Annotated in this window: 18 protein-coding genes and 1 pseudogene; 7 read left to right on the top strand and 12 right to left on the bottom strand. The window is 69.2% G+C overall.

Annotated elements, in window-relative coordinates; translation table 11 throughout:
• Window positions 1-49: 49 nt before the first annotated feature.
• The 7 genes from AB0I94_RS10660 to AB0I94_RS10630 all read right to left on the bottom strand — a co-directional run bounded on the left by AB0I94_RS10660 (window position 50) and on the right by AB0I94_RS10630 (window position 9,577).
• A complete protein-coding gene (locus tag AB0I94_RS10660; protein ID WP_363309122.1) occupies window positions 50-1,609 on the bottom strand; it encodes an APC family permease in 1,560 nt (519 codons plus the stop codon).
• Between the two features lie 238 nt (window positions 1,610-1,847).
• The gene (locus AB0I94_RS10655; RefSeq protein ID WP_363309121.1) at window positions 1,848-3,326 is read right to left on the bottom strand and encodes an aldehyde dehydrogenase family protein; all 1,479 of its coding nucleotides are present in this window, start codon (window positions 3,324-3,326) and stop codon (window positions 1,848-1,850) included.
• Window positions 3,323-5,062, bottom strand: a complete 1,740-nt coding sequence (locus tag AB0I94_RS10650) for a D-aminoacylase (RefSeq protein ID WP_363309120.1) — start codon at window positions 5,060-5,062, stop codon at window positions 3,323-3,325. The genes AB0I94_RS10655 and AB0I94_RS10650 overlap by 4 nt, the downstream gene beginning before the upstream one ends.
• Before the next feature lie 97 nt (window positions 5,063-5,159).
• Complete coding sequence (locus tag AB0I94_RS10645) at window positions 5,160-6,287, bottom strand: LLM class flavin-dependent oxidoreductase (protein WP_363309119.1); 1,128 nt, start codon at window positions 6,285-6,287, stop codon at window positions 5,160-5,162.
• A 111-nt stretch (window positions 6,288-6,398) separates the two neighbouring features.
• Window positions 6,399-7,184, bottom strand: coding sequence for a glucose 1-dehydrogenase (locus AB0I94_RS10640; RefSeq protein WP_363309118.1), 786 nt, complete (start codon window positions 7,182-7,184; stop codon window positions 6,399-6,401).
• Window positions 7,185-7,239: 55 nt separating this feature from the next.
• Entirely contained in the window at window positions 7,240-8,199 is a 960-nt protein-coding gene (locus tag AB0I94_RS10635) for an LLM class F420-dependent oxidoreductase (protein ID WP_363309117.1), read from the bottom strand.
• Window positions 8,200-8,308: 109 nt separating this feature from the next.
• The gene (locus AB0I94_RS10630; protein ID WP_363309116.1) at window positions 8,309-9,577 is read right to left on the bottom strand and encodes an amidohydrolase family protein; all 1,269 of its coding nucleotides are present in this window, start codon (window positions 9,575-9,577) and stop codon (window positions 8,309-8,311) included.
• A 267-nt stretch (window positions 9,578-9,844) separates the two neighbouring features.
• On the opposite strand from AB0I94_RS10630, the gene AB0I94_RS10625 reads away from it, so the two are divergent.
• Together AB0I94_RS10625 and AB0I94_RS10620 are read left to right on the top strand one after the other, a co-directional pair.
• The gene (locus AB0I94_RS10625; RefSeq protein WP_363309115.1) at window positions 9,845-12,799 is read left to right on the top strand and encodes a BTAD domain-containing putative transcriptional regulator; all 2,955 of its coding nucleotides are present in this window, start codon (window positions 9,845-9,847) and stop codon (window positions 12,797-12,799) included.
• A 207-nt stretch (window positions 12,800-13,006) separates the two neighbouring features.
• A complete protein-coding gene (locus tag AB0I94_RS10620) occupies window positions 13,007-13,177 on the top strand; it encodes a hypothetical protein (protein WP_363309114.1) in 171 nt (56 codons plus the stop codon).
• Window positions 13,178-13,317: 140 nt separating this feature from the next.
• On the opposite strand, the gene AB0I94_RS10615 is transcribed toward AB0I94_RS10620, so the two are convergent.
• Window positions 13,318-13,791 carry an ATP-binding protein gene (locus AB0I94_RS10615; protein WP_363309113.1) on the bottom strand — a complete coding sequence of 158 codons (474 nt, stop codon included), beginning with the start codon at window positions 13,789-13,791 and terminating at the stop codon, window positions 13,318-13,320.
• A gap of 224 nt (window positions 13,792-14,015) precedes the next feature.
• On the opposite strand from AB0I94_RS10615, the gene AB0I94_RS10610 reads away from it, so the two are divergent.
• Both AB0I94_RS10610 and AB0I94_RS10605 read left to right on the top strand, forming a co-directional pair.
• Window positions 14,016-14,867 (top strand): helix-turn-helix transcriptional regulator, encoded by an 852-nt coding sequence (locus AB0I94_RS10610; protein ID WP_363309112.1) that lies wholly within the window; start codon window positions 14,016-14,018, stop codon window positions 14,865-14,867.
• An 11-nt stretch (window positions 14,868-14,878) separates the two neighbouring features.
• A complete protein-coding gene (locus AB0I94_RS10605; protein ID WP_363309111.1) occupies window positions 14,879-15,109 on the top strand; it encodes a DUF397 domain-containing protein in 231 nt (76 codons plus the stop codon).
• An 88-nt stretch (window positions 15,110-15,197) separates the two neighbouring features.
• Here the strand turns inward: AB0I94_RS10605 and AB0I94_RS10600 are convergent.
• Window positions 15,198-15,413 (bottom strand): annotated as a pseudogene (locus tag AB0I94_RS10600) (MarR family transcriptional regulator); the annotation flags it as partial.
• Window positions 15,414-15,505: 92 nt separating this feature from the next.
• On the bottom strand, window positions 15,506-16,411 hold the full coding sequence (locus tag AB0I94_RS10595) for a hypothetical protein (protein ID WP_363309110.1): 906 nt from the start codon (window positions 16,409-16,411) through the stop codon (window positions 15,506-15,508).
• Window positions 16,412-16,707: 296 nt separating this feature from the next.
• Between AB0I94_RS10595 and AB0I94_RS10590 the strand changes: the two genes are divergently transcribed.
• Together AB0I94_RS10590 and AB0I94_RS10585 are read left to right on the top strand one after the other, a co-directional pair.
• Complete coding sequence (locus AB0I94_RS10590) at window positions 16,708-17,373, top strand: DJ-1/PfpI family protein (protein WP_363309109.1); 666 nt, start codon at window positions 16,708-16,710, stop codon at window positions 17,371-17,373.
• 106 nt (window positions 17,374-17,479) lie between these two features.
• A complete protein-coding gene (locus AB0I94_RS10585; protein ID WP_363309107.1) occupies window positions 17,480-18,112 on the top strand; it encodes a hypothetical protein in 633 nt (210 codons plus the stop codon).
• A gap of 4 nt (window positions 18,113-18,116) precedes the next feature.
• Here AB0I94_RS10585 and AB0I94_RS10580 read toward each other — a convergent pair whose 3' ends face one another.
• Window positions 18,117-19,103, bottom strand: a complete 987-nt coding sequence (locus AB0I94_RS10580; RefSeq protein WP_363309106.1) for an alpha/beta hydrolase — start codon at window positions 19,101-19,103, stop codon at window positions 18,117-18,119.
• 262 nt (window positions 19,104-19,365) lie between these two features.
• Between AB0I94_RS10580 and AB0I94_RS10575 the strand changes: the two genes are divergently transcribed.
• A complete protein-coding gene (locus tag AB0I94_RS10575) occupies window positions 19,366-19,746 on the top strand; it encodes a VOC family protein (RefSeq protein WP_363309105.1) in 381 nt (126 codons plus the stop codon).
• Here the strand turns inward: AB0I94_RS10575 and AB0I94_RS10570 are convergent.
• A complete protein-coding gene (locus tag AB0I94_RS10570) occupies window positions 19,743-21,350 on the bottom strand; it encodes a FadD3 family acyl-CoA ligase (protein WP_363309104.1) in 1,608 nt (535 codons plus the stop codon). The two genes, AB0I94_RS10575 and AB0I94_RS10570, sit on opposite strands and share 4 nt — an antisense overlap.
• Between the last annotated feature and the right edge of the window lie 102 nt (window positions 21,351-21,452).

Below are 21,452 nucleotides of genomic sequence, written 5' to 3'. Positions count from 1 at the left end.
CGGGAGCTGCGCGGCCAGCCCCTCACCGGCGGTCACGCCGGGCCAGGGTTCAGTCCGCGACGACCAGCGCGGGCGTGTCCCTCTTCAGGACCTCGCCCCGGAAGAACGCCGGGCTCTTGCGGCCCATCACCAGCATGATCGCCACGCCGAGCAGCAGCAGGCCCACGCCGATCACGAAGACCGAGCCGACGCCGAAGACGGAGGAGCCGCTGCCGTAGGCGGGGTTCCACATGTCGATCAGGGTCTTGGTGAAGACGCCGGTCAGCAGGACGCCGCCGAGGATCGGGAGGAGCCCCTTGAAGACGAAGTCCCGCACGGACGAGAACAGTTCGCGGCGGAAGTACCAGGCGCAGGCGAAGGCCGTCAGCGCGTAGTAGAAGCAGATCATGAGGCCGAGCGCGTAGATCGTGTCGACCAGGACGTGCTCGGAGACCAGCGTCATGACCGTGTAGAAGACGGCGGTCGCGACGCCCGCCGTGACCGTCGCGCGGCCCGGCGTCTTGAAGCGCGGGTGGACGCGGGAGAACGACGGCGGAAGCGCCTCGTACGAGGACATGGCGAGGACCGTGCGGGCCACCGGGATGAACGTCGTCTGCAGGCTCGCGGCGGCCGACGCGAGGACCGCGACGAAGAGCAGGACGCCGAGGGTCGGGCCCATCACGGGGCCCGCCAGGACGGCGAAGACGTTGTCGGAGGTGTCGGGGTTGGCCAGGCCCAGGCCCTTGGTGCCCGCGCCCACCACCATCTGCGCGGCGATGGCCGTCGCGAGGTAGGAGCCGACGAGGACCACCATCGCGATGAGCGCGGCGCGGCCGGGGGTCTTGTCGCTGCCGGTCGTCTCCTCGTTGGCGGCCAGGCACGCGTCCCAGCCCCAGTAGATGAAGATCGCGAGCGAGAGGCCCGCGGTGAAGGAGGAGAACGACTTCACCGCGAACGGGTTCAGCCACGACCAGGAGAAGTCCTGCGAGAGGGGGAACTGGGCGCTGCCCGCCTTCTGGAAGGCCATCACCACGAAGACCGCGAGGACGACGAGCTGAAGCCCCACCAGCGCGTACTGAACACCCTTGGTGGCCGTCATTCCCCGATAGCTGATCGCCGTCGCGGCAGCGATCAGGGCGAGGCAGGTGAGGATGTGGACGGCCTTGTTGTCGTCCAGGGCCGCTATCGAGTCGTTGCCCGTGATCTCGCCCGCCAGGAGCCAGAAGTACGAGGTCGCCACGCCCGCCAGGTTCGACAGGACGATGATCGTGGCGATGACGAGGCCCCAGCCGCACATCCAGCCGATCCGCGGGCCGAAGGCCTTGACCGTCCAGGTGAACGACGTGCCGCAGTCCGGCATGGCCTTGTTGAGCTCGCGGTAGGCGAAGGCCACCAGGAGCATCGGCAGGAAGCCCGCGAGGAAGACCGCGGGCATGGCGAGGCCGACCTCGCCGGCCGTGGAGCCGAGGGTCGACGTCAGGCAGTAGACGGGGGCGACAGTGGAGATGCCGATGACGGCGCTGCCCATGAGGCCGACGGAGTTCCCGCCCAGGCCTTTGGCGCGTACGCCCCCCTCGGGGGCGCCGCTTACCGTGTCTCCGGCCTGGGGCCGTACGTCCAACTGGGTCATGAACAGGACGTTAAGGGCTGCGGTTTCCACATACGGAGGATGAACATCCGGATCGCTCGCCTTGCAACCGATGGAGAAAAGGGGACAGGCGCCTTTGCTTTACCGGCCGCCGCGCGCCAGCCGTCATCCATCTACAGGCAAAAGCCAGACTGTCCGGTATGCGGGAACCGCAGCACTGTCCGTTTTGCCCCAGTTCAAAAATTTCCCGAGCAGCATCTCGGGTCCCACATGACGGACGTCACCCAGGCCACACGATCGACTGCATCTCGCTGTACGCGTGCAGCGCGTACGACCCCACGTCCCGGCCCACCCCGCTCTTCTTGAACCCTCCGAACGGCGCCTCCATGTTCCGGCCGATCGTGTTCACGCCGACCCCGCCCGCCCGTAGCCGCCGCGCGACCCGGAAGGCGCGGGCCACATCGCCCGACCAGACGTAGTCGAGAAGGCCGTAGTCGCTGTCGTTGGCCAGCGCGATGCCCTCCTCCTCGTCCTCGAAGGGCACCACCACCACGACCGGGCCGAAGATCTCCTCCCGGACCACCCGCATGTCGTTCGTACAGTCCGCGAGCAGCGTCGGAGCGACGTAGAAGCCGCGGTCCAGGCCCGGCCCCGCCGGGCGCTCACCGCCCGCGACGACCCGGGCGCCCTCCTTCCGCCCCAGCTCCACGTACGACTCGACGCGGTCCCGGTGGGCCGCCGAGATCACCGGCCCGACGACCGTCCCCTGCTCCCGGGGATCACCGACCTTCATGAAGCCGATGTAGCCCTTCAGCTTCTCGATCAGGTCCTCATAGACCGCGCGATGCGCGATCACCCTCGTCGGAGCCGTGCAGATCTGCCCGCTGTAGAAGGCGTACGTCGTGCCGATCCCGGACACCGCCGAGTCCAGGTCCGCGTCCTCGAAGACGAGCGCCGCGCCCTTGCCGCCCAACTCCATCAGCTGACGCTTCATGTCGCGGCCACACACCTCGGCGATCCGCTGCCCGACCGATGTCGAGCCGGTGAAGCTCACCATGTCGACGTCCCGGGAGTCGACGGCCGCCTCGCCGACCTCGGGGCGCGCGCCGCTCACCACGTTCACCACTCCCGGCGGCGCCCCGGCCTCCTCAAGCGCCGCCGCCATCCGGTACACGGACAGCGGGTCCTGCGGGGCCGGCTTCACGAGGACCGTGTTGCCCATGGCCAGGGCGGGCGCCACTTTGCCCGCCGCGTTGGCCCACGGGTTGTTGTACGAGGTGACGCAGGTGACGACACCCACCGGCTGGCGGACGGTGAGCGCCCCCACGACGCCCGCCCTCCCCATCGGTCCCGCCTCGTTGATCTGCGGGGGAAGGGCCGCCTCGACCGGTTCGAGGGCGCCCTTCGCGTATCGCTTGAAGCGCGCCACGGACACCGCGACCTGCATGCCCCGCGCGGTGCCGGTCGTCGCGCCGCTCTCGGCCTGGGCGAGTTCCGCGTACGAGGCGAGGTTCCGCTGCATGATCTCCGCCGCCCGGTCCAGGACCGCGGCCCGCTCCTCCGGTGTCGTACGCGACCAGGTGGCGAAGGCCTCGCGGGCGGCGCCGGCCGCCGCGTGCACCTGCTCGCGGGTCGCCTCCGGGGCGAGGCCCACGACCTCCTCCGTCGCCGGGTTGATCACCTCGTAGTGGCCACCATCGGGCTCGACCCACTCGCCGCCGATGAACAGCCTCTCACCAGCGGGTAGTTGACCACTCACTTGGTGCTCACCGTCCTGGTGTCCCGGCCCGAACGCAGCACCGTGCCGGGCGTCGCACCCGTCACCCGGTCCTCGCGGATGGCCTCGACCCCGTTGACCCAGACGGCGTTGACGCCGATGGCCTTGGAGTCCAGGCGCGGGCTGTCGCCGGGCAGGTCGTGCACCAGCGTGGCCTTGCCCGCGTCGATGCGCTCCGGGTCGAAGAGGACGAGGTCGGCGTGGAAGCCCTCCTCGATGCGGCCCCTGTCCCGCAGCCCGAAGAGCTGGGCGGGGTCGTCGGTGAGCATCTTGACCGCCTGTTCGAGGCCGACGAGCTTGCGGCCCCGCAGGCAGTCCCCGATGAACCGGGTCGTGTACGGGGCGCCGCACATGCGGTCCAGGTGCGCGCCCGCGTCGGAGCCGCCCAGCATGACGTCCTCGTGCTGCCACGTCTGCCGGCGCAGGGCCCACGAGTCGGGGTCGTTGTCGGAGGGCATGGGCCACAGGACCGTACGCAGGTCGTCGTTGGCGCAGATCTCGACGACGCACTGGAAGGCTTCCTGCCCGCGCTCGGCGGCGATGTCGCCGACGACCCGGCCGGTGAGGCCTTCGTTCTCCTTGGAGTACGTGTCCCCGATGACGTACCGGTCGAAGTGCGTGAGCCGCCGGAAGACCCCGGCCTCCTTGCTGTCGGCGCGCCGCAGCATCTCGCCCCTGACGTCCGGATCACGCAGCTTGGCGATGCGTTCGGGGACGGGAAGGCCGAGGACGTCGCCCCAGCCGGGGATCAGGTTCAGGGCGCAGAAGGTGCCGAGCGACATGTTCATGGGGGTGAGGATCGGCATCGTCAGGGCCACGATCCGGCCGCCTGCCCCGCGGGCGCGTTCGCTGGCGGTCAGCTGGCGCGGGACGCGCTCGGGCACGGCGGCGTCGATGGTCAGGACGTTCCAGTTGAGCGGCCGCCCCGCGGCGGCGCTCATCTCGACCAGCAGATCGATCTCGGCGTCGCTGAACTGGTCCAGGCAGCCCGCGACGATCGCCTCCAACTGCGTGCCCTCGTGCTCGCCGACGGCCCGGCTGAGCGCGAGCAGCTCGTCGGGTTTCGCGTGCCGCGAGGCCACCGGCTGTCCGTCGCCGTCGGAGTGCGTGGACGACTGCGTGGTGGAAAGACCCCAGGCGCCCGCGTCCATGGCGTCATGGAAGAGCCGCAGCATTTCCTCCAACTGCTCGGCGGAGGGCTGCCCGCCCACGGCATCCGCGCCCATCACATACCGCCGCAGCGCGCAATGCCCCACCATGAAGCCCGCGTTGACGGCGACGCGCCCCTCCAGGGCGTCCAGATACTCGCCGAACGAGCTCCACGACCACGGCGCTCCCTCTTCGAGGGCCACCAGGGACATGCCCTCGACCTTGGACATCATCCGCCGCGTGTAGTCGGCGTCGTCGGGACGCGCGGGGTTCAGCGGGGCGAGCGTGAAGCCGCAGTTTCCGCCCGCGACGGTGGTGACGCCGTGGTTCAGGGAGGGCGTCGCGTACGGGTCCCAGAAGAGCTGGGCGTCGTAATGGGTGTGCGGGTCGACGAACCCGGGCGCGAGGATGCGCCCCCGGGCGTCTTCGCTGGTCGCGGCCTGCTCGGTGACGGTGCCGGGTTCGGCGACGACGGCGATGCGCCCGTCCTTGATCCCTACGTCAGCGATGCGGGCGGGGGCGCCGGTCCCGTCGACTACGGTCGCGCCCTTGATGAGGTGGTCGAGCATGACGAGGTCGTCCCCCTTGACGGTGGGTTGTCGGTGCCAAGTTGAGGGTGCCCCGGCCTCCGTCCGGGAAGGGAAGGCCGGGGCAGCTGGAGGGGGGTCAGGAAGTCCCCGCCTGGCGGAAGCGCGACGTCCGGTGAACCGGATCCGTATCGATCTTCGGAATCACATGCTCACCGATCAACTTGATCGTGTTCTTCGTGTCCTCGGGCGAGATGCCGATGGGCAGACCGAAGCTGAGCTGGTCCGCGCCCGCCTGCTCCCACCGCTTGCACTGCGTGAGCACCTCGTCCGGGTCGCCGCAGATCATCAGCTCCTCGGCGATGAGCAGCTCGATGATCTCCTCGCTGTACTCGGGAAGCAGCTCGGGCCACTCGGGGATGCCCTCGGGGCGCGGGAAGGTGTCGTGGTAGCGGAAGAGCAGGGACTGCAGATAGTTCAGTCCGCCGCCGACGGCGATCTCCACGGCTTTCTTGTGCGTCTCCGCGCAGATCGCCGTGGAGGTCACCATGACGTTGTCGTTGATGAAGTCACCGACCGGCTCGGCTTCCTTCACGGCTGTCTTGTACGACTCCAGGACCCACTCCATGTCGGAGACCTTCTGCACGCTGAAGCCGAGGACCCCCAGCCCCTTCTTGCCCGCCATCGCATACGAAGGGGGGGACCCGGCGGCGTACCACATGGCCGGGTGCGACTTCCCGTACGGCTTGGGCAGGATCTTGCGGGGCGGCAGTGACCAGTGCTTGCCCTGGAAACCCACGTACTCGTCCTGGAGCCACATCTTGGGGAACTCGGCGATGGTCTCTTCCCAGAGTTCCTTGGTGTGGTTCATGTCGGTGACGCCCGGCATGAAGCCCAATATCTCGTGCGACCCGGCGCCGCGCCCGGACCCGAACTCGAAGCGGCCTTCGGAGAGATGGTCGAGCATGGCGACCTTCTCGGCGACCTTGACCGGGTGGTTCACCGGGGCGAGCGGGTTGAAGATCCCGGAGCCCAGGTGGATGCGGTCGGTGGCGTGGGCGAGATAGCCGAGGAAGACGTCATTGGCGGAGAGGTGCGAGTACTCCTCCAGGAAGTGGTGCTCGGAGGCCCAGGCGTACTTGAAGCCGGACTTGTCCGCCTGGATGACGTACTCGGTCTCCTCGATGAGTGCCTTGTGCTCCGCTTCGGGGTCGACCTTGGCCCGCTTGGCGGGCACGTATCCCTGTACAAAGAGACCGAATTCCAAGGAGGTTCACCATCCTCGTGAGTTTTCCTCGTGAGTTTCTGACGAACCGTCAGATCTTGATGGGGTCGACTGTTCCACCGGGTGGGTGGAGCGTCAATACCTGATGCGCCGTCACACGATGCTGACCCCCGCGAGCCACCCCCCGTCGATGACGAACGGCTGCCCGGTGATGTACGCCGAGTCGTCCCCGGTCAGGAAGAGCGCGAGCGCGGCCACCTCCTCGGGCCTGCCGATCCGCCCGAGCGGCACGAGCTTCTTGTAGAGCTCGGCGACGGCGTCCCGCGCCTCGGTGGGGTCGGCGGCCGGGTCGAGCTGCGCGGGGTTGGTCATCGGGGTGTCGACGGCCCCCGGACAGACGGCGTTGACGCGGATGTTCCGCGCGGCGAGCTCCAGCGCCGCCACACGCGTGAGGCCGAGGATGGCGTGCTTCGTCGCGGCGTACGCGCCGACGTACGCCATACCCGTCATCGCCGTGTAAGAGGCGGTGTTCACGATGGTGCCGCCGCCGGCGGCCCCGATCTCGGGCGCGACATTGCGGATGCCGAGGAAGCAGCCGACCTGGTTGACCTGGATGATCTGCTGGAACTCTTCGAGCGGAGTGCTGACGAGTTCGTTGAAACGCAGGATGCCGGCGTTGTTGACGAGACCGTCTATCTTCCCGAAGGCGCCCTTGGCGGCTGAGACAGCCGCCTCCCAGTCGGCTTCCTGGCCGACGTCGAGGTGCACGTACTTGGCCACGTCACCGCCGAGTTCCTTGGCGAGGGCCTCGCCCTGGTCGTCGAGCACGTCACCGATGACGACGCGCGCCCCCTCGGCGGCGAAGAGCCGCGCCTCCTGCTCGCCCTGCCCGCGCGCCGCACCGGTGACGATGACGACGCGACCGTCCAGCTTGCCCATACGAGTCTCCTTCAGTGAGGTCAGGCGGTCAGGGGCCTCGGTTGATCAGGGGGCCTCAGTTGAGGTGCGGAGCGACCTCGGCGACGAACGCAGCCATTTGGTCGGTGAGTTCGGCACGGCTCCGGGACCGGAACCGCACCTGGATCTGCTGCACGCCCATCGCCCCGTACGCCCGCAGCGACTCGGCGATGGCCTCCGGCTTCCCGCTCAGGGTGCGCCGCCCCACGGACCAGCCGGGCTCCCCCACGTACAGGGGCTCGGCGATCGCCCCCACCACGGCCGGCTCCTCGATGCCCGCCTCCGCGCGCAGCCGCTTGAGCCTGGCGATCTGCGCCGGTAGCTCGTCGCGCGGATCACCCTGCGGCAGCCACCCGTCACCGCGTACGGCGGCCCTGCGGACGGCGGCGGGCGAGGAGCCGCCCACCCAGACGGGCACGCGGGACTGCGCGGGGCGCGGCTGCTGGCCGAGTCCGCTGAAGTCGTACCGCGCCCCGTGGTGTTCGGGGTACTCCTCGGGCCCGAGGGCGGCCTTCAGTGCGTCGATGGTCTCGTCGAGCACCGGCCCGCGCCGCTCGAAGTCGGCGCCGACGGCGTCGAACTCCTCCCGCACGTGGCCGGCCCCGACGCCGAGGATCAGCCGCCCGCCGCTGAGACGGTCCAAGGTGGCGTACTGCTTGGCGGTGACGAGCGGGTGCCGGAGCCCGACGACGGCGACATGGCTCATCAGCCGTACGTTCTCGGTGATCCCGGCGAGGAAGGAGAGCGTCGCCACCGGGTCGTACCAGACGGTGCTCATGGTGTCGGCGAGCCGCCGCGGAATGGCCACGTGATCGCAGCCCGCGACATACGCGAAGCCGCTCCGGTCCGCGGTGCGGGCGATCTCGGCGAGATCGTCGGCGGTGGCGTCCGCCTCCCACGCCTCGGCGTAGATGACGCTCTGCGACTGGACGGGAAGTTGCATCCCGTAGACCAGTCGCCCCTGCGGGAAGATGTGCGCCAGCGCGTTGGCAGCCATGGGAACCCGACCCCTCACCTTGACCTGACGGTCAGTCATATTTGGCGACGGGACTCATCGTCGTAGCTGACGATCCGTCAGGCAAGGGGTCGGCGGCGACTGCCCGCCGCTACGCGCCGGGCCCCGCCCACAAGCCGTCCGGCGTGAGCCCGAGGAGATCGATGGCGTTGCCGCGCACGATCCGGTCGACCACGTCCGGCGGGAGGTGCCCCATCTGCTCCTCACCCACCTCCCGCGACTTCGGCCAGGTCGAGTCGGAGTGCGGATAGTCGGTCTCGTACAGGACGTTCCCGACGCCGATCGAGTCGAGGTTCTTCAGCCCGAAGGCGTCATCGAAGAAGCAGCCGTAGACGTGCTCGGTGAACAGCTCGGACGGCGGCCGGTGCACCTTGTCGGCGACCCCGCCCCAGCCGCGGTTCTCCTCCCAGACCACGTCGGCGCGCTCAAGGATGTACGGAATCCACCCGATCTGCCCTTCCGCATACATGATCTTGAGGTTCGGGAAGCGCTCGAACTTGCCGCTCATCAGCCAGTCGACCATCGAGAAGCAGCAGTTGGCGAAGGTGATGGTGGACCCGACGGCGGGCGGCGCGTCCGCGGACGTGCTCGGCATCTTGCTGCTGGACCCGATGTGCATGGCGATGACGGTGCCGGTCTCGTCGCAGGCCCGCAGGAAGGGGTCCCACTCGTCCGTGTGGATGGAGGGCAGGCCCAGGTGCGGCGGAATCTCGGAGAAGGCGACGGCGCGCACACCGCGGGCGGCGTTGCGGCGGACCTCGGCGGCGGCGAGCTCGGCGTCCCAGAGCGGAATGAGGGTCAGGGGGATGAGGCGGCCCCGCGCGTCCGGGCCGCACCACTCCTCCACCATCCAGTCGTTGTAGGCGCGGACGCCGAGCAGACCCAGCTCACGGTCCTTGGCCTCGGTGAACGTCTGCCCGCAGAAGCGGGGGAAGGTGGGGAAACAGAGGGCGGACTGGACGTGGTTGACGTCCATGTCGGCGAGGCGGTCGGGCACGCTGAAGGAGCCCGGCCGCATCTGCTCGTACGTGATGACCTCGAGCTTGATCTCGTCCCTGTCGTACCCGACGGCGGTGTCGAGGCGGGTGAGCGGCCGGTGCAGGTCTTCGTAGATCCACCAGTCGCCTATGGGCCCGTCATCCCCTTTCGCTCCCATCACGGGGGCGAACTTCCCGCCCAAGAAGGACATTTCCTTCAAGGGTGCCCGGACGATGCGCGGCCCGCTGTCCTGGTACTTCGACGGGAGCCGGTCCCGCCAGACGTTCGCGGGCTCAACGGTGTGGTCGTCCACCGAGATGATCCTCGGGAACGTCGGCGGGTTCGTCGGCAGGCTCGTCGGCAAGGTCTCGGTGGTCTCCATGTGCTCCACGGTAGCGCCGATCTGACGGCCCGTCAGCTCTCCGTCGGTTATCCGTACGCCGACTGTTCCCGGCCCCTGAGTGCGTGGACCCTGTGAGAGCCGTCTCGCACGGCTGACGTATCCGCCATGAACAAGGCAAACTGGCGGGCAGCAAGAATCAGCTAAAGAACGGAACCACGTACAGCACGGCAACCGCGGGACGGGCAGACCCGCGGCGCACGACCAGGCACGGTGACGGCCGGGCATGTCAGGGCAGCAGGGGGAGCGATGGACGGTGTACCGCGAGTACCGGACCAACGACGTCCGGCCCCGGGGAACGCCCCCGAGGAACTGAGACCGCACTTCAGCGTGCTCGGCCCCGTACGCGCATGGCACGGCGCCGAGCAGCTCTCCATGGGCTCCCCGCAGCAGCGCGCACTGCTGGCCGCACTGCTGCTGCGCGACGGCCGCACGGCGACGGCACACGAACTGATCGACGCCCTCTGGGGCGACGAACCGCCCTCGCAGGCGCTGGCCGCGGTCCGCACGTACGCGTCACGGCTGCGCAAGGTGCTGCCTGCCGGGGTCCTGGTCAGCGAGTCGGGCGGCTACGCCGTGGTGGTGGCCGACGGCTCCCTGGACCTGGCGCTCGCGGAGGACCTGTGCGCGGAGGCGGAGAAGGCGCGGGGCGTCGGTGACCTCTGCCAGGCGCGCTCCCTGGTGAACAAGGCGCTGAGCCTGTGGGACGGCGAACCCCTGGCCAACGTCCCCGGCCCGTACGCGGAAACGGAACGCACACGCCTGGAGGAATGGCGCGTCCAGCTCCTGGAATCACGCCTGGACATGGACCTGGAGGTCGGCTGCCACGCGGAGGCGGTATCAGAGCTGACTGCGCTCACGGCGGCGCACCCCCTGCGCGAACGCCTGCGCGAGCTCCTGATGCTGGCGCTGTACCGCAGCGGGCGCCAGGCGGAGGCGCTGGCGGTGTACGCGGACACGCGCCGCCTGCTCGCGGACGAACTGGGCGTGGACCCGCGCCCGGGTCTGAAGGAGCTCCAGCAGCGGATACTGCGGGCGGACCCGGCGCTGACGGAACCCTCGGCGGCCGCCCCGGAACCGGCGGCCGCGGTGGTGCGCCCGGCGCAACTTCCGGCCACGGTCCCGGACTTCACGGGGCGTGCGTCTTTCGTCTCCGAGTTGAGCGAGATCCTGTCGGCGGCGGAGGGCCGGGTGATGGCGGTCTCGGCGCTCGCGGGCATCGGCGGCGTGGGCAAGACGACCCTCGCGGTCCACGTGGCGCACGTCGCGCGCTCGCACTTCCCTGACGGCCAGCTGTACGTGGACTTGCAGGGAGCGGGCGCGAGGGCGGCGGAGCCGGAAACGGTGCTGGGCGCGTTCTTGCGGGCCCTGGGGACTTCCGACTCGGCGATCCCGGACTCCCTGGAGGAGCGGGCGGCGCTGTACAGGTCGGTCCTCGACGGGCGTCGAGTGCTCGTGGTCCTGGACAACGCACGTGACGCGGCACAGGTACGCCCTCTGCTCCCGGGCATGGAGGGCTGCGCGGCCCTGGTGACGAGCCGCATCCGAATGGTGGACCTGGCGGGGGCCCACTTGATCGACCTGGACGTGATGTCTCCGGAGGAGGCCCTCCTCCTCTTCACCCGGATCGTCGGCGAGGAACGGGTCCAGTCGGAACGGAAGGCCGCGCTGGACGTGGTGGCGGCGTGCGGCTTCCTTCCCCTGGCGATCCGCATCGCGGCCTCTCGCCTCGCGGCGCGCCGTACGTGGACGGTCTCGACCCTGGCCGCGAAGCTGGCGGACGAGCGGCGGCGCCTGGACGAGCTCCAGGCGGGCGACCTCGCGGTCAAGGCGACGTTCGAACTGGGCTACGGGCAGCTGGAGCCGGCCCAGGCGCGGGCGTTCCGCCTCCTGGGCCTCGCGGACGGCCCGGACCTCTCCCTGGCGGCAGCTGCGGCGATCCTGGACCTCCCGACGGAGGAGACGGAGGACCTCCTGGAGTCCCTGGTCGACACATCCCTGGTGGAGTCGGCGGCGCCGGGACGCTACCGCTACCACGACCTGGTCCGCCTCTACGCGCGTGCGTGCGCGGAACGGGACGAGTCACCGCCGAGTGAGCGGGGGGCGGCGATGTCGCGGTTGCTGGACTTTTATCTGGCGTCGGCGGCGCGGGTGTACGCGATAGAGCGGCCTGGGGACCGGACGGTGGATCACCTCGAAGTGACCGAGCACACGGTCCAGGGCTTCAGCGACGACGCGAAGGCCCTTGACTGGCTGCACTCGGAGGCGGCTTGCATCCTGGCCTGCGTACAGCAGTCACTGGGGCCGAGCACGCTGCGGCGAGCGGTTGACCTGCTGCTGGCCGCCAAGGACTTGGCGGAATCGGGCGCGAGTTCGCTCCGTTATGAGCTGGCCACGTCGGCTGCGCGGGATGCCGCGGCGGCGGTGGGGGACTCGCACGCCGAGGGGCGGGCGCGGGTCAGCCTGGCTCAAGTACTCGGCCGGGTCGGAGGGCAATTCGAAGAGGCGTCAGCTGAACTGGAGCAGGCCGCGCAGCTTGCACTCAAGTCCGACGACCCATGGACCAGTGGAAACGCCCCGAATGAACAGGGGATCACCGCGGCCATCATGAATCAGCACGCAGCCAGCGAGATCTTCTTCCGTAGGGCCATCGAATCCTTCCGTGCCGACGGCAACGGTCCAGGTGAAGCGAGCGCTCTGTGCAATCTTTCCCGCGTACTCGTCTCGATGGGATGTACGAACAAAGCAATTGACCTTGCCCGACAAGGCGTGACCATTTACGACGACCTGGGACTCACGTTCCGACTGGCCAATGCGAAATACGCGCTCGGGATCGGCCTCAGCCATGCAGGTCGCCACGCGGAGGCCCTTGATGAACTCTCGGACGCCCTACAGGTGTTCGCGGAGAATCGTCAGCGTCTGTGGGAAGGCACTACTCACTACCGGATCGCTCAAGTGCATCTCCAGGCCGGCCGCTCGGCACAGTCGGCCAGGCACGCGGAGCAAGCCCTGGCCACCGGCTGCATGGGTGGTGATTGGATGCGTGCAAACGTACTGATCCTGCTGGGAAGGTCGCTCGACAATCTCGGGCAACTCGACCGCGCACGGGCTTGCTGGACGGAAGCACTGGTCATCCACGATGGCGCCGGGGCCCAAGAAGCCGACGAAGTAAGGGCCCTGCTCGACCCCGTCGCGGCAGCCTGAGGGAGCCGTCCGTGGCGTTCATCGAACGTTTATGAGTGCCTGCCACTCTCAACACATCGATCCGTCGCATCGGGGGGCAGACGGGTCGCCTGGGCCCCACCTATATCGTGAGCGGCCCCTGGACCGCCCGTTCGGCAACCCTCGGGGGAGTTTCCGAACGGGCGGTCCAGACACCAGAGCCCCTGCAATTCCCTAGGAGTTGTCACGATGAGCGATGCGAAGAAGAAGATAACGATCCAGGAAGACGGCCACCTGCCCGCCCCTCCGGCGGACGGTGAGATCACTACTCTCGGCGACGGCCACATGCCCAGCCCGCCCAAGGACACCGAGATCACGACTCTCGGCGACGGCCACATGCCCAGCCCGCCGAAGGACTGACCCGAAGCCGCACATCCCGACGGGGGACGATCGGCCGCGACGGCGCGGAGGGGGAGCCGTCGCGGCCGATGCATGTCTGGAGCCAGGTCCAGGCCAATCGGTGACGGTCACGTCCCAAACGCCCACACCTACGCCTACGCCTACGCCGCAGTCAACTCGCACCACACATACTTCCCACCGCCACCGCCACCGCCACCCCCGGGACCGGCACCCGCCCCAGGGAGCGCGTACCACCCCCACCCGTCGGAACACGTCCGCACGATCGCCAGCCCTCTCCCCTCCTCCGCATACGCGGAGACAACGTCCGGCGGCGGCTCCGGCGGCGTCGGGTCGCCGTCCCAGACCCCGATCCGCAGCACCCGCCCCGCCCACCGCAGCCGCAGCGCGGCAGGCCCCTTCGTATGTCGCAACGCATTGCTGACCAGCTCCGTCGCCACCAGCTCGGCCACCTCCGCGAGGTGCGGCAGGCCGTGCGCGGCGAGGATGAGGCGGAGGGTCCGGCGACCGATGGTGACGGCGCGGAGGTCGTGGGGGACGTAGAGCGTGTACTCCCAGGGTTCTTCCGGTGGAGCGCAGTTCGCGGCGCAGCTCGTGGCACGTCTCGTTTCGGGCATGGGGGTACTCCTGGTGGGGGTGAGGGAGGAGTGAGAGAAGTCGGGCAGCCCTGCGGGGCGGGGAACGCGGTGGCCGTGCCGCAACCGTCAAGGCGTGACGGGGCGGTGCGCTTCCGCGGCTCCGCAGAGTACGTGTTACGTCACTGACAGTAGGGGTTCAGTTGAACCCCGTCAATCACAACTGGGATACTCAGCTCCTCCAACTCCCCAAAGGAGGACCACACATGCCGGCGAGAAGTATCATCACCGCGCGCCAGGAACGGCTCGGCACCGAGCTGCGCAAGCTGCGCGAACGGGCGGGCCTGACCGGCAGGGAGGCAGCGCGAGCCGCCGGTATCGCCGAGACGAAGGTCTCCGCGACAGAAGCCGCGCGAGTCGGCGTGAGCGAGGAACGAGTACGCCACCTGGCCAGCCAGTACGCGTGCGACGACTCGGCGCTGGTCGATGCCCTGTCCGCCATGGCCTGCGAGCGGATGCGAGGCTGGTGGGAGGAGTACAGGGAGCTGGTGCCGTCGGGCTACCTGGACCTGGCCGAACTTGAGCACCACGCAGCTGACTTGTGGACCTTCCAGAGCGTCCACATCCCCGCCCTCCTGCAGACGGAGGACCAGGTTCGGGCGATCTTCACCTCCACGGTCCCGAGACTCCCCGAGGGAGAACTCGAAGTACGCGTACGGTTCCGCCTACGCCGTCAGGAGATCCTCGACGCCGACCGGCCCTTCCGCTACGAGGCAGTGATCCACGAAGCAGCGCTGAGAATCCGGGCCGCCGACGGCAAGGTCGCCCGAGACCAGTTGCAGCACATCCTGGAGCGGTCGGATCACCCACAAGTGACGGTCCGCGTCGTCCCGTTCGACGTGGACGGCTTCGCCGGAATCGCGGACACACTGCTCTACGCCCGTGGTCCCGTACCGCAACTGGACACCGTCCTGATGGACACCCCGCACGGTGGCGCCTTTCTGGACGCGGAAGCGCAGCTCAGCCGCTACCGAGAGGTCCTGCGCAAGGTGGAGGGGGCGGCGTTGGGAGTCATAGAGTCGAGGGACCTCATCCGCCGCATCATGCAGAGCATGTGAAGGGCCTCGACATGACACAGCAGACCGCATGGCAGAAGTCCTCGTACTCCGGCGGCGGCGACTCATCTGACTGCGTCGAACTCAGCGCCCAGCAGCAACAGGGGCACCAGGGACAACAAGGAACCGTCAAACTCCGCGAGAGCGACGCCCCGTACACCGAACTCTCGACAACCCCCCAGAGCCTCGCCCACCTCATACGCCACGTAAAGACCCAAGGCCCGGACCGCCGCCCCCGCAGCTAGCTGAGGGCGATGCAAATAATTCCCACCCAGCCCCCTCCCCCTGCTCCCTAGCCTGGGATTTTTCTGCATCCGGCCGTCGTACGCCCGGTCAATCCCGGCTTGGGGGCTGCTTTTTCGACCAAGCCGTGGCGTCGGCGCCGTATCGGACCAAGAGCCGTGCGAACTGGAGTTGCTCCTCCGGGGCCCAGGCGGCGGTGGTCTCCTGGAACGCCTTTCGCTGCTCGGCGGCGAAGCGGGCGCGCTCCGCCTCGCCGTGCTCGGTGAGTTCGAGCACCGTGCGGCGCTCGTCGGTCGACGGGCGTCGGGCGTCGGGCGCCGCTACGGTCGTCGCCCGCGCAGGCCACGCCCCGTCGGCCATCAGACGCCCAGTTGACCTCCCCTCTCCCCTCCCCCCCCTCACCCCCTCCCCGCCCCCTCCACCGCCGTCCGAACCCTCTCCACGAATGCCTCCGGTGCGGTGAATACCTCCTCCGCGCCGAAGCGCAGTACCACCCTGACCTCGGGGCACGACCCCAGGTCGTTGTAGCGGGCCAGGTCTCGGCGGTGGGCCTCTCTGGTGCCGTGGTAGGCGTAGCCCTCGATCTCGACCACCACACCCTCCCCGCGGAAGAAGAAGTCCGGGCGTAGGAGGCGGCCGCACGGGGTCGTGATCCTTGCCTGCGACTCCGGGCGCAGGCCCGCGTCCCGCATCCGGAGTCGGGCCACCGTTTCCGCCGGTGAGCCCGCCCCCGGGTCAGCCAGCGTCAGCCACCGACGCGCCCTCACCGCCCCCGCCGCCAGCGCCACCGGCGGGGAACCCAGGGCCGTGGCCACCGTGTCGATGCCCCCGATCAGTGGACCCCGCCAGTAACTCCCCCCGTATCGGCGGCTGCTCAGCGCGGAGTCGAGGGCCACCACGGCGTCCTCGCGAGGGCCGCCGCGCAACAGATCCGCCAACGTACGCGCTACCGTCGTCACCCGCAGATCCCCCACCACTGTGATCTCCGCAGGCGGCAGCGGGAGCCGGTGGACGCGGGCGCCCGTCTTCCGGGCGGCCCCCAGCGGGTCGGTGAACTCCAGCTCCTCCCGAAGCACTTCGATACGCCACAGCATCGTCGCCGACCGGTGGCTCGCTACCAGGCCAGGCGTCGTCAACTGCCCCGCCCAGAGACGTACCGTCAGATCGAGCTCTCTTCCGGGCTCCGCCCAGCCACCGCCCGGGATGCGCGTCCATCCCTCGGCGGCCAGGCACCTGGACAACGTGCTCGTCGGCCAACCCGCGTCCCTGGCCCAGCGCGTGAGCAACACCCCCTCGACGGCCATCTCCCTCAGCCCACCCCATTTCCTGGCCCCTCTCGACTCCCTCGGTCCCCTCGGCTCCCTTGAACCCCCCATCGCCTTAGGTTGCCCCACATCCGTCATGCGCGGATTCGCCTGTGGATAACTGCCCTCTTGTGGATAACCGCGCCCACACAAGTGGCAGTAAAGGAGGGCTACTTGTCATTGCCGACATCCACACCCGCCATAAGACTTGAGCACGGCACAGCACGGCACAGCACAGCACGGCACGGCCCGGCACTGCCCGCCCCACACCACCCGCCACCCGGAAAAGGGACCCCATGCAGATCGCGATCCTGCTCTACGACAACATCACCGTCCTCGACGCGGTAGGCCCCTTCCAGACCCTCTCCTCGCTTCCGGACGCCGAAGTCGTCTTCGTCGCCGAGCAGGCCGGACCCGTGCTCGACGACACCCGCACGCTCTCCCTCGTCGCCACGAAATCCCTCGCCGAGGTCAGCAGCCCGGACATCGTCGTCGTACCCGGCAGCCCCGAGCCCGACCTGAGGAACGAGGCCGTCCTCAACTGGCTCCGCGCCGTCGACGCCACCACCACCTGGACGACATCCGTCTGCACCGGATCGCTCATCCTCGCGGCCGCCGGGCTCCTCAAGGGCCGCCGGGCCACGTCTCATTGGCTGGCCCTGGAGCAGATCAAGCAGTTCGGGGTCGAATCCACCGGGCAGCGCGTCGTCTTCGACGGGAAGTACGTCACCGGCGCGGGTGTCTCCGCCGGGATCGACATGGGCCTCACCCTCGCCGGGAAGATCGCCGGTGACGAGCACGCCCAGACCGTACAGCTGCTCATCGAGTACGACCCCCAGCCGCCGTACGACGCCGGCTCCCCGGACAAGGCCCCCGCCGCCCTGGTCGAGCGCTTCCGGACCCAGACAGCCCAGGCCGCAGCACAGACCGCGGCCCGGACCGCGGCCCCGACCGTGTCCTAGTCGTATCCCTCAGCGGGCCCTGCGCGCACAGCCGTGGCACAGCCGTGGCACAGCCGTCTCACCACCCACGGCACACCCGCCCCACACCCGTGGCAGAGTCACGTGCATGGTCCGCTTGAGACGCACATCCCGCATCGTCGCCACATCCCAGCGCCGGCGCCTCGGCGCGATGTCGGTTGTCCTCGTCGGCGCCGCCTTCATCTCCCTCGCCGGCTGCGGCGAGCAACCGCACGACACCTCCCCAGCCGAAACCCCCACAACCACAACCACAGACCCAGCCCCACCCCCCGACGCCTCCCCCTACGTCGAACCCGGCGTCATCGACGGCGCCCCCCACAACGGCGACAACAACGCCTACCGCCGCCCCGGCGACATGTCCCCGGCAGGCGAGGAAGCCGCCGAGGCCGAGGCCGCTCGCATCAGACTCGTCCTCAAGCGGCTGCACGAGAAGAAGACGTGGGACTCGGAGAGCGTGCGGGCGGCCCTCACCGGCGAGCTCGGGTACGAGATCGAGAAGTACGACGGCAAGGGCAAGATCCTCAGCGGTGAACTCACCGTCAGCGACATGCGCGCCCGCTACGAGAACGACGAGTACGTCACCCCTGAAGGCACCATGATCGGCCTGCGCGTACGCGACGACGCCTGCGTCACCGCCTTCTTGCAGCCGACCAACTACGAGGCGAGCGCCAACGGCCCCTTCATGGAGACCGGCTGCATCGCGCCCCCGATCGGCCACTGAGACCTCAGGCTGACGGGCGCACCATCCTCAACCACTCCACCAGCAGCCGGTTCACCTCGTACGCACGCTCCTGCTGCACCCAGTGCCCGCACCCCTCCAGGATGTGCGAGGACACCAGTCCCGGCAGCGTCTCCGGGAAGGCCTTGATCGCGTCCGCCAGCCATGTCGTCGTCGCGTCCTGGTCGCCGCCGATGAAGAGGGACGGTTGGGAGATGGGGGCGCCGTCCCAGGGCGCCAGGTCCTCCCAGTCACGGTCGACGTTGCGGTAGCGGTTGAGAGCGCCGGTCAGGCCGGTGCGCTCGAACTCGGCCGCGTAGACATCGAGGTCGGCCTCCGTCAGCCAGGAGGGCAGTCCCGGACCCTGCGGGAAGCGGTCCGACATCCTGCCGCCTCGGGGGACGAGATGCAGGCTCGGGGTGGTGTCGGGCGAGGGCATCGTCTCCGCCGACAGGCCCGCGTAGAAACCAGCCAGCCAGCCCCGTACATCCGGCTCGATCTCCGCCTCCGCACGCCCCTCCTCCTGGAAGTAGCTGACGTAGAACTCCTCCTCGCCGCCACCGATCCGGGCGAAGGCGTCCGTCGGCCGAAAGTCGTTCCTCGGCGTGTACGGGACGCTCAGCAACCCCACCGCCGTGAAGACGTCCGGCCTGAGCAGCGCCGAGTTGGCCGCGATGGACGAGCCCCAGTCATGGCCCACGATCGTCGCGGTCTGCTCACCCAGGGCGCGGACAACTCCGACGTTGTCCGCCACGTGCGCCAGCATCCGGTACGCCGCCACCTCCCGCGGCTTCGACGAACGCCCGTAGCCGCGCACGTCGATCGCCACCGCGCGGAAGCCCGCCTCGGCGAGCACCGGCATCTGGTGGCGCCACGAGTACCAGGACTCGGGGAAGCCGTGGACGAGGAGGACCAGGGGGCCCTCCCCTTGCTCCACCAGGTGAATCCGCCCACCAGGGACATCCACCAAGCGGTGCTGCACTGGGTGCGACATGTTTCCTCCCAGACAGAGTCAGAATCAGAATCAGGATCAGAAGTCGGAGTCAGGGTCACGATCACGATCAGGATCAGCAAAGACATACCGGGCCGGCGCCCACCCACCCATCGGACCAGCCCGTACGTCATGATGCTCTCCCCCCGCCTCCCCCACCCGCCAGGAACTTTGCCAGCCCGGCAAATAGCCAGCCTCGGCGGGCCCGCCGCCCCGTCGGAAAACCGGTGGACAGCCCCCGCGTCCCCAGCCGATAGTGCCGCCCATGACCTCGCTCGTGCGCCACCTCACGTTCGACTGTTCCGACGCCTACCGCCAGGGCACCTTCTGGGCCGAAGTGCTCGGCGGGAAGATCTCCGACGAGGACTCCCCCGGCGATCCGGAAGCCCTCGTCGAGGCCGACGGCATCACGGTTCTCTTCCTGACCGTGCCCGACGCCAAGACCGTCAAGAACCGCGTGCACGTCGACCTTCAGCCGCAGGACCGCACGCGTGACGAGGAGGTCGAGCGGCTCGTGAAGCTCGGTGCCAAGGTCGTGAGGGATCATCGCGTGCCCGATGGGCGCGGCTGGGTCACGCTCAGCGATCTCGAGGGCAATGAGTTCTGCGTCGAGCGCAGCGCCGCCGAGCGGACACCCGCCAGCTAAACGACGCCCGCACCCCGCAGCTCCCCCTTGAGCACCTTCCCGCTCGCGTTCCTCGGCAGCTCAGCCACGAACTCGATCTCCCTGGGCACCTTGTAGTTCGCCATCTCCCGGCGTGACCACGCGATCAAGTCGTCCGCCGTGAGCACGGCCCCCGGCCGCCGCACCACGTACGCCTTGCCCACCTCTCCCAGCCGCGAATCGGGGATGCCGATCACCGCCACGTCCGCCACCTGTGGGTGCACGCCGATCAGTTGTTCTATCTCCGCGGGGTAGGCGTTGAATCCGCCGACGATGAACATGTCCTTGATCCGGTCCGTGATGCGGAGGTTGCCCGCCTCGTCGAGGACGCCTACGTCTCCCGTCCGCAGCCAGCCGTCCGGTGTGAGGGCCTTCTTCGTCTCCGCCGGGTCCTCGAAGTAGCCCCGCATGACGTTGTGTCCGCGTACGAGGATCTCTCCCGGGTGGCCCGGTGAGAGTTTCTCGCCGCCGGGGCTCACCACCCGTACCTCCGTGTCCGGGATGGCCCGGCCCGAGGTCGAGGCGATGACACGTGCGGCGTCGCCCTGGCGGCACATCGTGACGATGCCGCTCGCCTCGGAGAGGCCGTACGCCGTCAGGACCGTGGTGATGTGCAGTTCGCTGCGCAGGCGCTCGACCAGTTGCAGGGGGACCACCGCCGCGCCCGTCACCACCAGGCGCAGGGCCGACAGGTCGTGCTGGTCGCGGGTGGGGTGGTCGAGGAGGGACTGGTGCAGGGTGGGCGGGCCGGGGAGGACGGAGATCCGTTCCGCCGCGACGTTCGCGAGGACCGTGTCCACGTTGAAGACCGGCTGCGGGATCATCGTCGCGCCGCGCATCAGGCAGGCGATGATGCCCGCCTTGTAGCCGAAGGTGTGGAAGAAGGGGTTGACGATGAGGTAGCGGTCGCCTTCTCGCAGGCCCGCGAGTTCGCTCCAGATGTCGTAGCAGCGCAGGGTCTGGGCGTGGGTGATGACCGCGCCCTTGGGGCGGCCTGTCGTGCCCGAGGTGTAGATGATGTCCGAGGGCGCGGCACCGTCGACGCTCTCCGCGCGTCCTCGTACGTCGCCGCCGCTCACCCCGTCGCCGCTGGCCAGGAAGTCCTTCCAGGTGCGGAAGTTCTCCGGGGCGTCGTCGGACAGGACCACCACCTGATCCAGGTGCGGGAGTCCCGGCAGTGGGCCCTGCCCCTTGCCCTCCGTGGTCGCGCGGCGCAGCGAGGCGACGTACGACGTGCCGAGGAAGGTGCCTGTCACGAAGAGCAGCTTCGCGCGGCTGCGTCGTAGTACGTAGGCCGCTTCCGCGCCCTTGAAGCGAGTGTTGAGGGGGACCAGGACCGCGCCCGCCGATACGGCGCCCAGCGCCGAGACGATCCAGTCCAGGGTGTTCGGGGCCCAGACTGCCACTGTGTCGCCGGAGTTGACGCCGTTGGCCATGCAGGCGGCGGCGGCTCGCTCCACGCGCCGGCCGAGCTCCGCGTACGAGACGCGGGTGCGGCCCTCGACGACCGCCTCCCGGTCGCCGTACCGCTCGGCCGCCGCCCGGACAAGTCCCGGGATGCTGCCCCACTCCAGGTCGCCGCGCATCGCAAGCCCCTCCGCCGCAGTAGCTGACTATCCGTCAGATTAGCTGTAACCTGACGCGCTGTCAGCAGTCGGGACGACGTATGGCGAAGCCCTGGAGCCTCG

Source organism: Streptomyces sp. NPDC050147 (assembly GCF_040660195.1).
Classification (GTDB): domain Bacteria; phylum Actinomycetota; class Actinomycetes; order Streptomycetales; family Streptomycetaceae; genus Streptomyces.
This window is presented reverse-complemented; position numbering and strand designations above follow the sequence as displayed.

What these genes read in the sequence shown, in the direction of transcription:
- AB0I94_RS10610 (WP_363309112.1), top strand. Translation starts at nt 14,016, where the DNA reads ATGCCGGCGAGAAGTATCATCACCGCGCGCCAGGAACGGCTCGGCACC.
- AB0I94_RS10595 (WP_363309110.1), bottom strand. Translation starts at nt 16,411, where the DNA reads ATGGCCGTCGAGGGGGTGTTGCTCACGCGCTGGGCCAGGGACGCGGGT.
- AB0I94_RS10620 (WP_363309114.1), top strand. Translation starts at nt 13,007, where the DNA reads ATGAGCGATGCGAAGAAGAAGATAACGATCCAGGAAGACGGCCACCTG.
- AB0I94_RS10640 (WP_363309118.1), bottom strand. Translation starts at nt 7,184, where the DNA reads ATGGGCAAGCTGGACGGTCGCGTCGTCATCGTCACCGGTGCGGCGCGC.
- AB0I94_RS10615 (WP_363309113.1), bottom strand. Translation starts at nt 13,791, where the DNA reads ATGCCCGAAACGAGACGTGCCACGAGCTGCGCCGCGAACTGCGCTCCA.
- AB0I94_RS10580 (WP_363309106.1), bottom strand. Translation starts at nt 19,103, where the DNA reads ATGTCGCACCCAGTGCAGCACCGCTTGGTGGATGTCCCTGGTGGGCGG.
- AB0I94_RS10590 (WP_363309109.1), top strand. Translation starts at nt 16,708, where the DNA reads ATGCAGATCGCGATCCTGCTCTACGACAACATCACCGTCCTCGACGCG.
- AB0I94_RS10605 (WP_363309111.1), top strand. Translation starts at nt 14,879, where the DNA reads ATGACACAGCAGACCGCATGGCAGAAGTCCTCGTACTCCGGCGGCGGC.
- AB0I94_RS10585 (WP_363309107.1), top strand. Translation starts at nt 17,480, where the DNA reads ATGGTCCGCTTGAGACGCACATCCCGCATCGTCGCCACATCCCAGCGC.
- AB0I94_RS10635 (WP_363309117.1), bottom strand. Translation starts at nt 8,199, where the DNA reads ATGGCTGCCAACGCGCTGGCGCACATCTTCCCGCAGGGGCGACTGGTC.
- AB0I94_RS10575 (WP_363309105.1), top strand. Translation starts at nt 19,366, where the DNA reads ATGACCTCGCTCGTGCGCCACCTCACGTTCGACTGTTCCGACGCCTAC.
- AB0I94_RS10630 (WP_363309116.1), bottom strand. Translation starts at nt 9,577, where the DNA reads ATGGAGACCACCGAGACCTTGCCGACGAGCCTGCCGACGAACCCGCCG.
- AB0I94_RS10650 (WP_363309120.1), bottom strand. Translation starts at nt 5,062, where the DNA reads ATGCTCGACCACCTCATCAAGGGCGCGACCGTAGTCGACGGGACCGGC.
- AB0I94_RS10660 (WP_363309122.1), bottom strand. Translation starts at nt 1,609, where the DNA reads ATGACCCAGTTGGACGTACGGCCCCAGGCCGGAGACACGGTAAGCGGC.
- AB0I94_RS10570 (WP_363309104.1), bottom strand. Translation starts at nt 21,350, where the DNA reads ATGCGCGGCGACCTGGAGTGGGGCAGCATCCCGGGACTTGTCCGGGCG.
- AB0I94_RS10625 (WP_363309115.1), top strand. Translation starts at nt 9,845, where the DNA reads ATGGACGGTGTACCGCGAGTACCGGACCAACGACGTCCGGCCCCGGGG.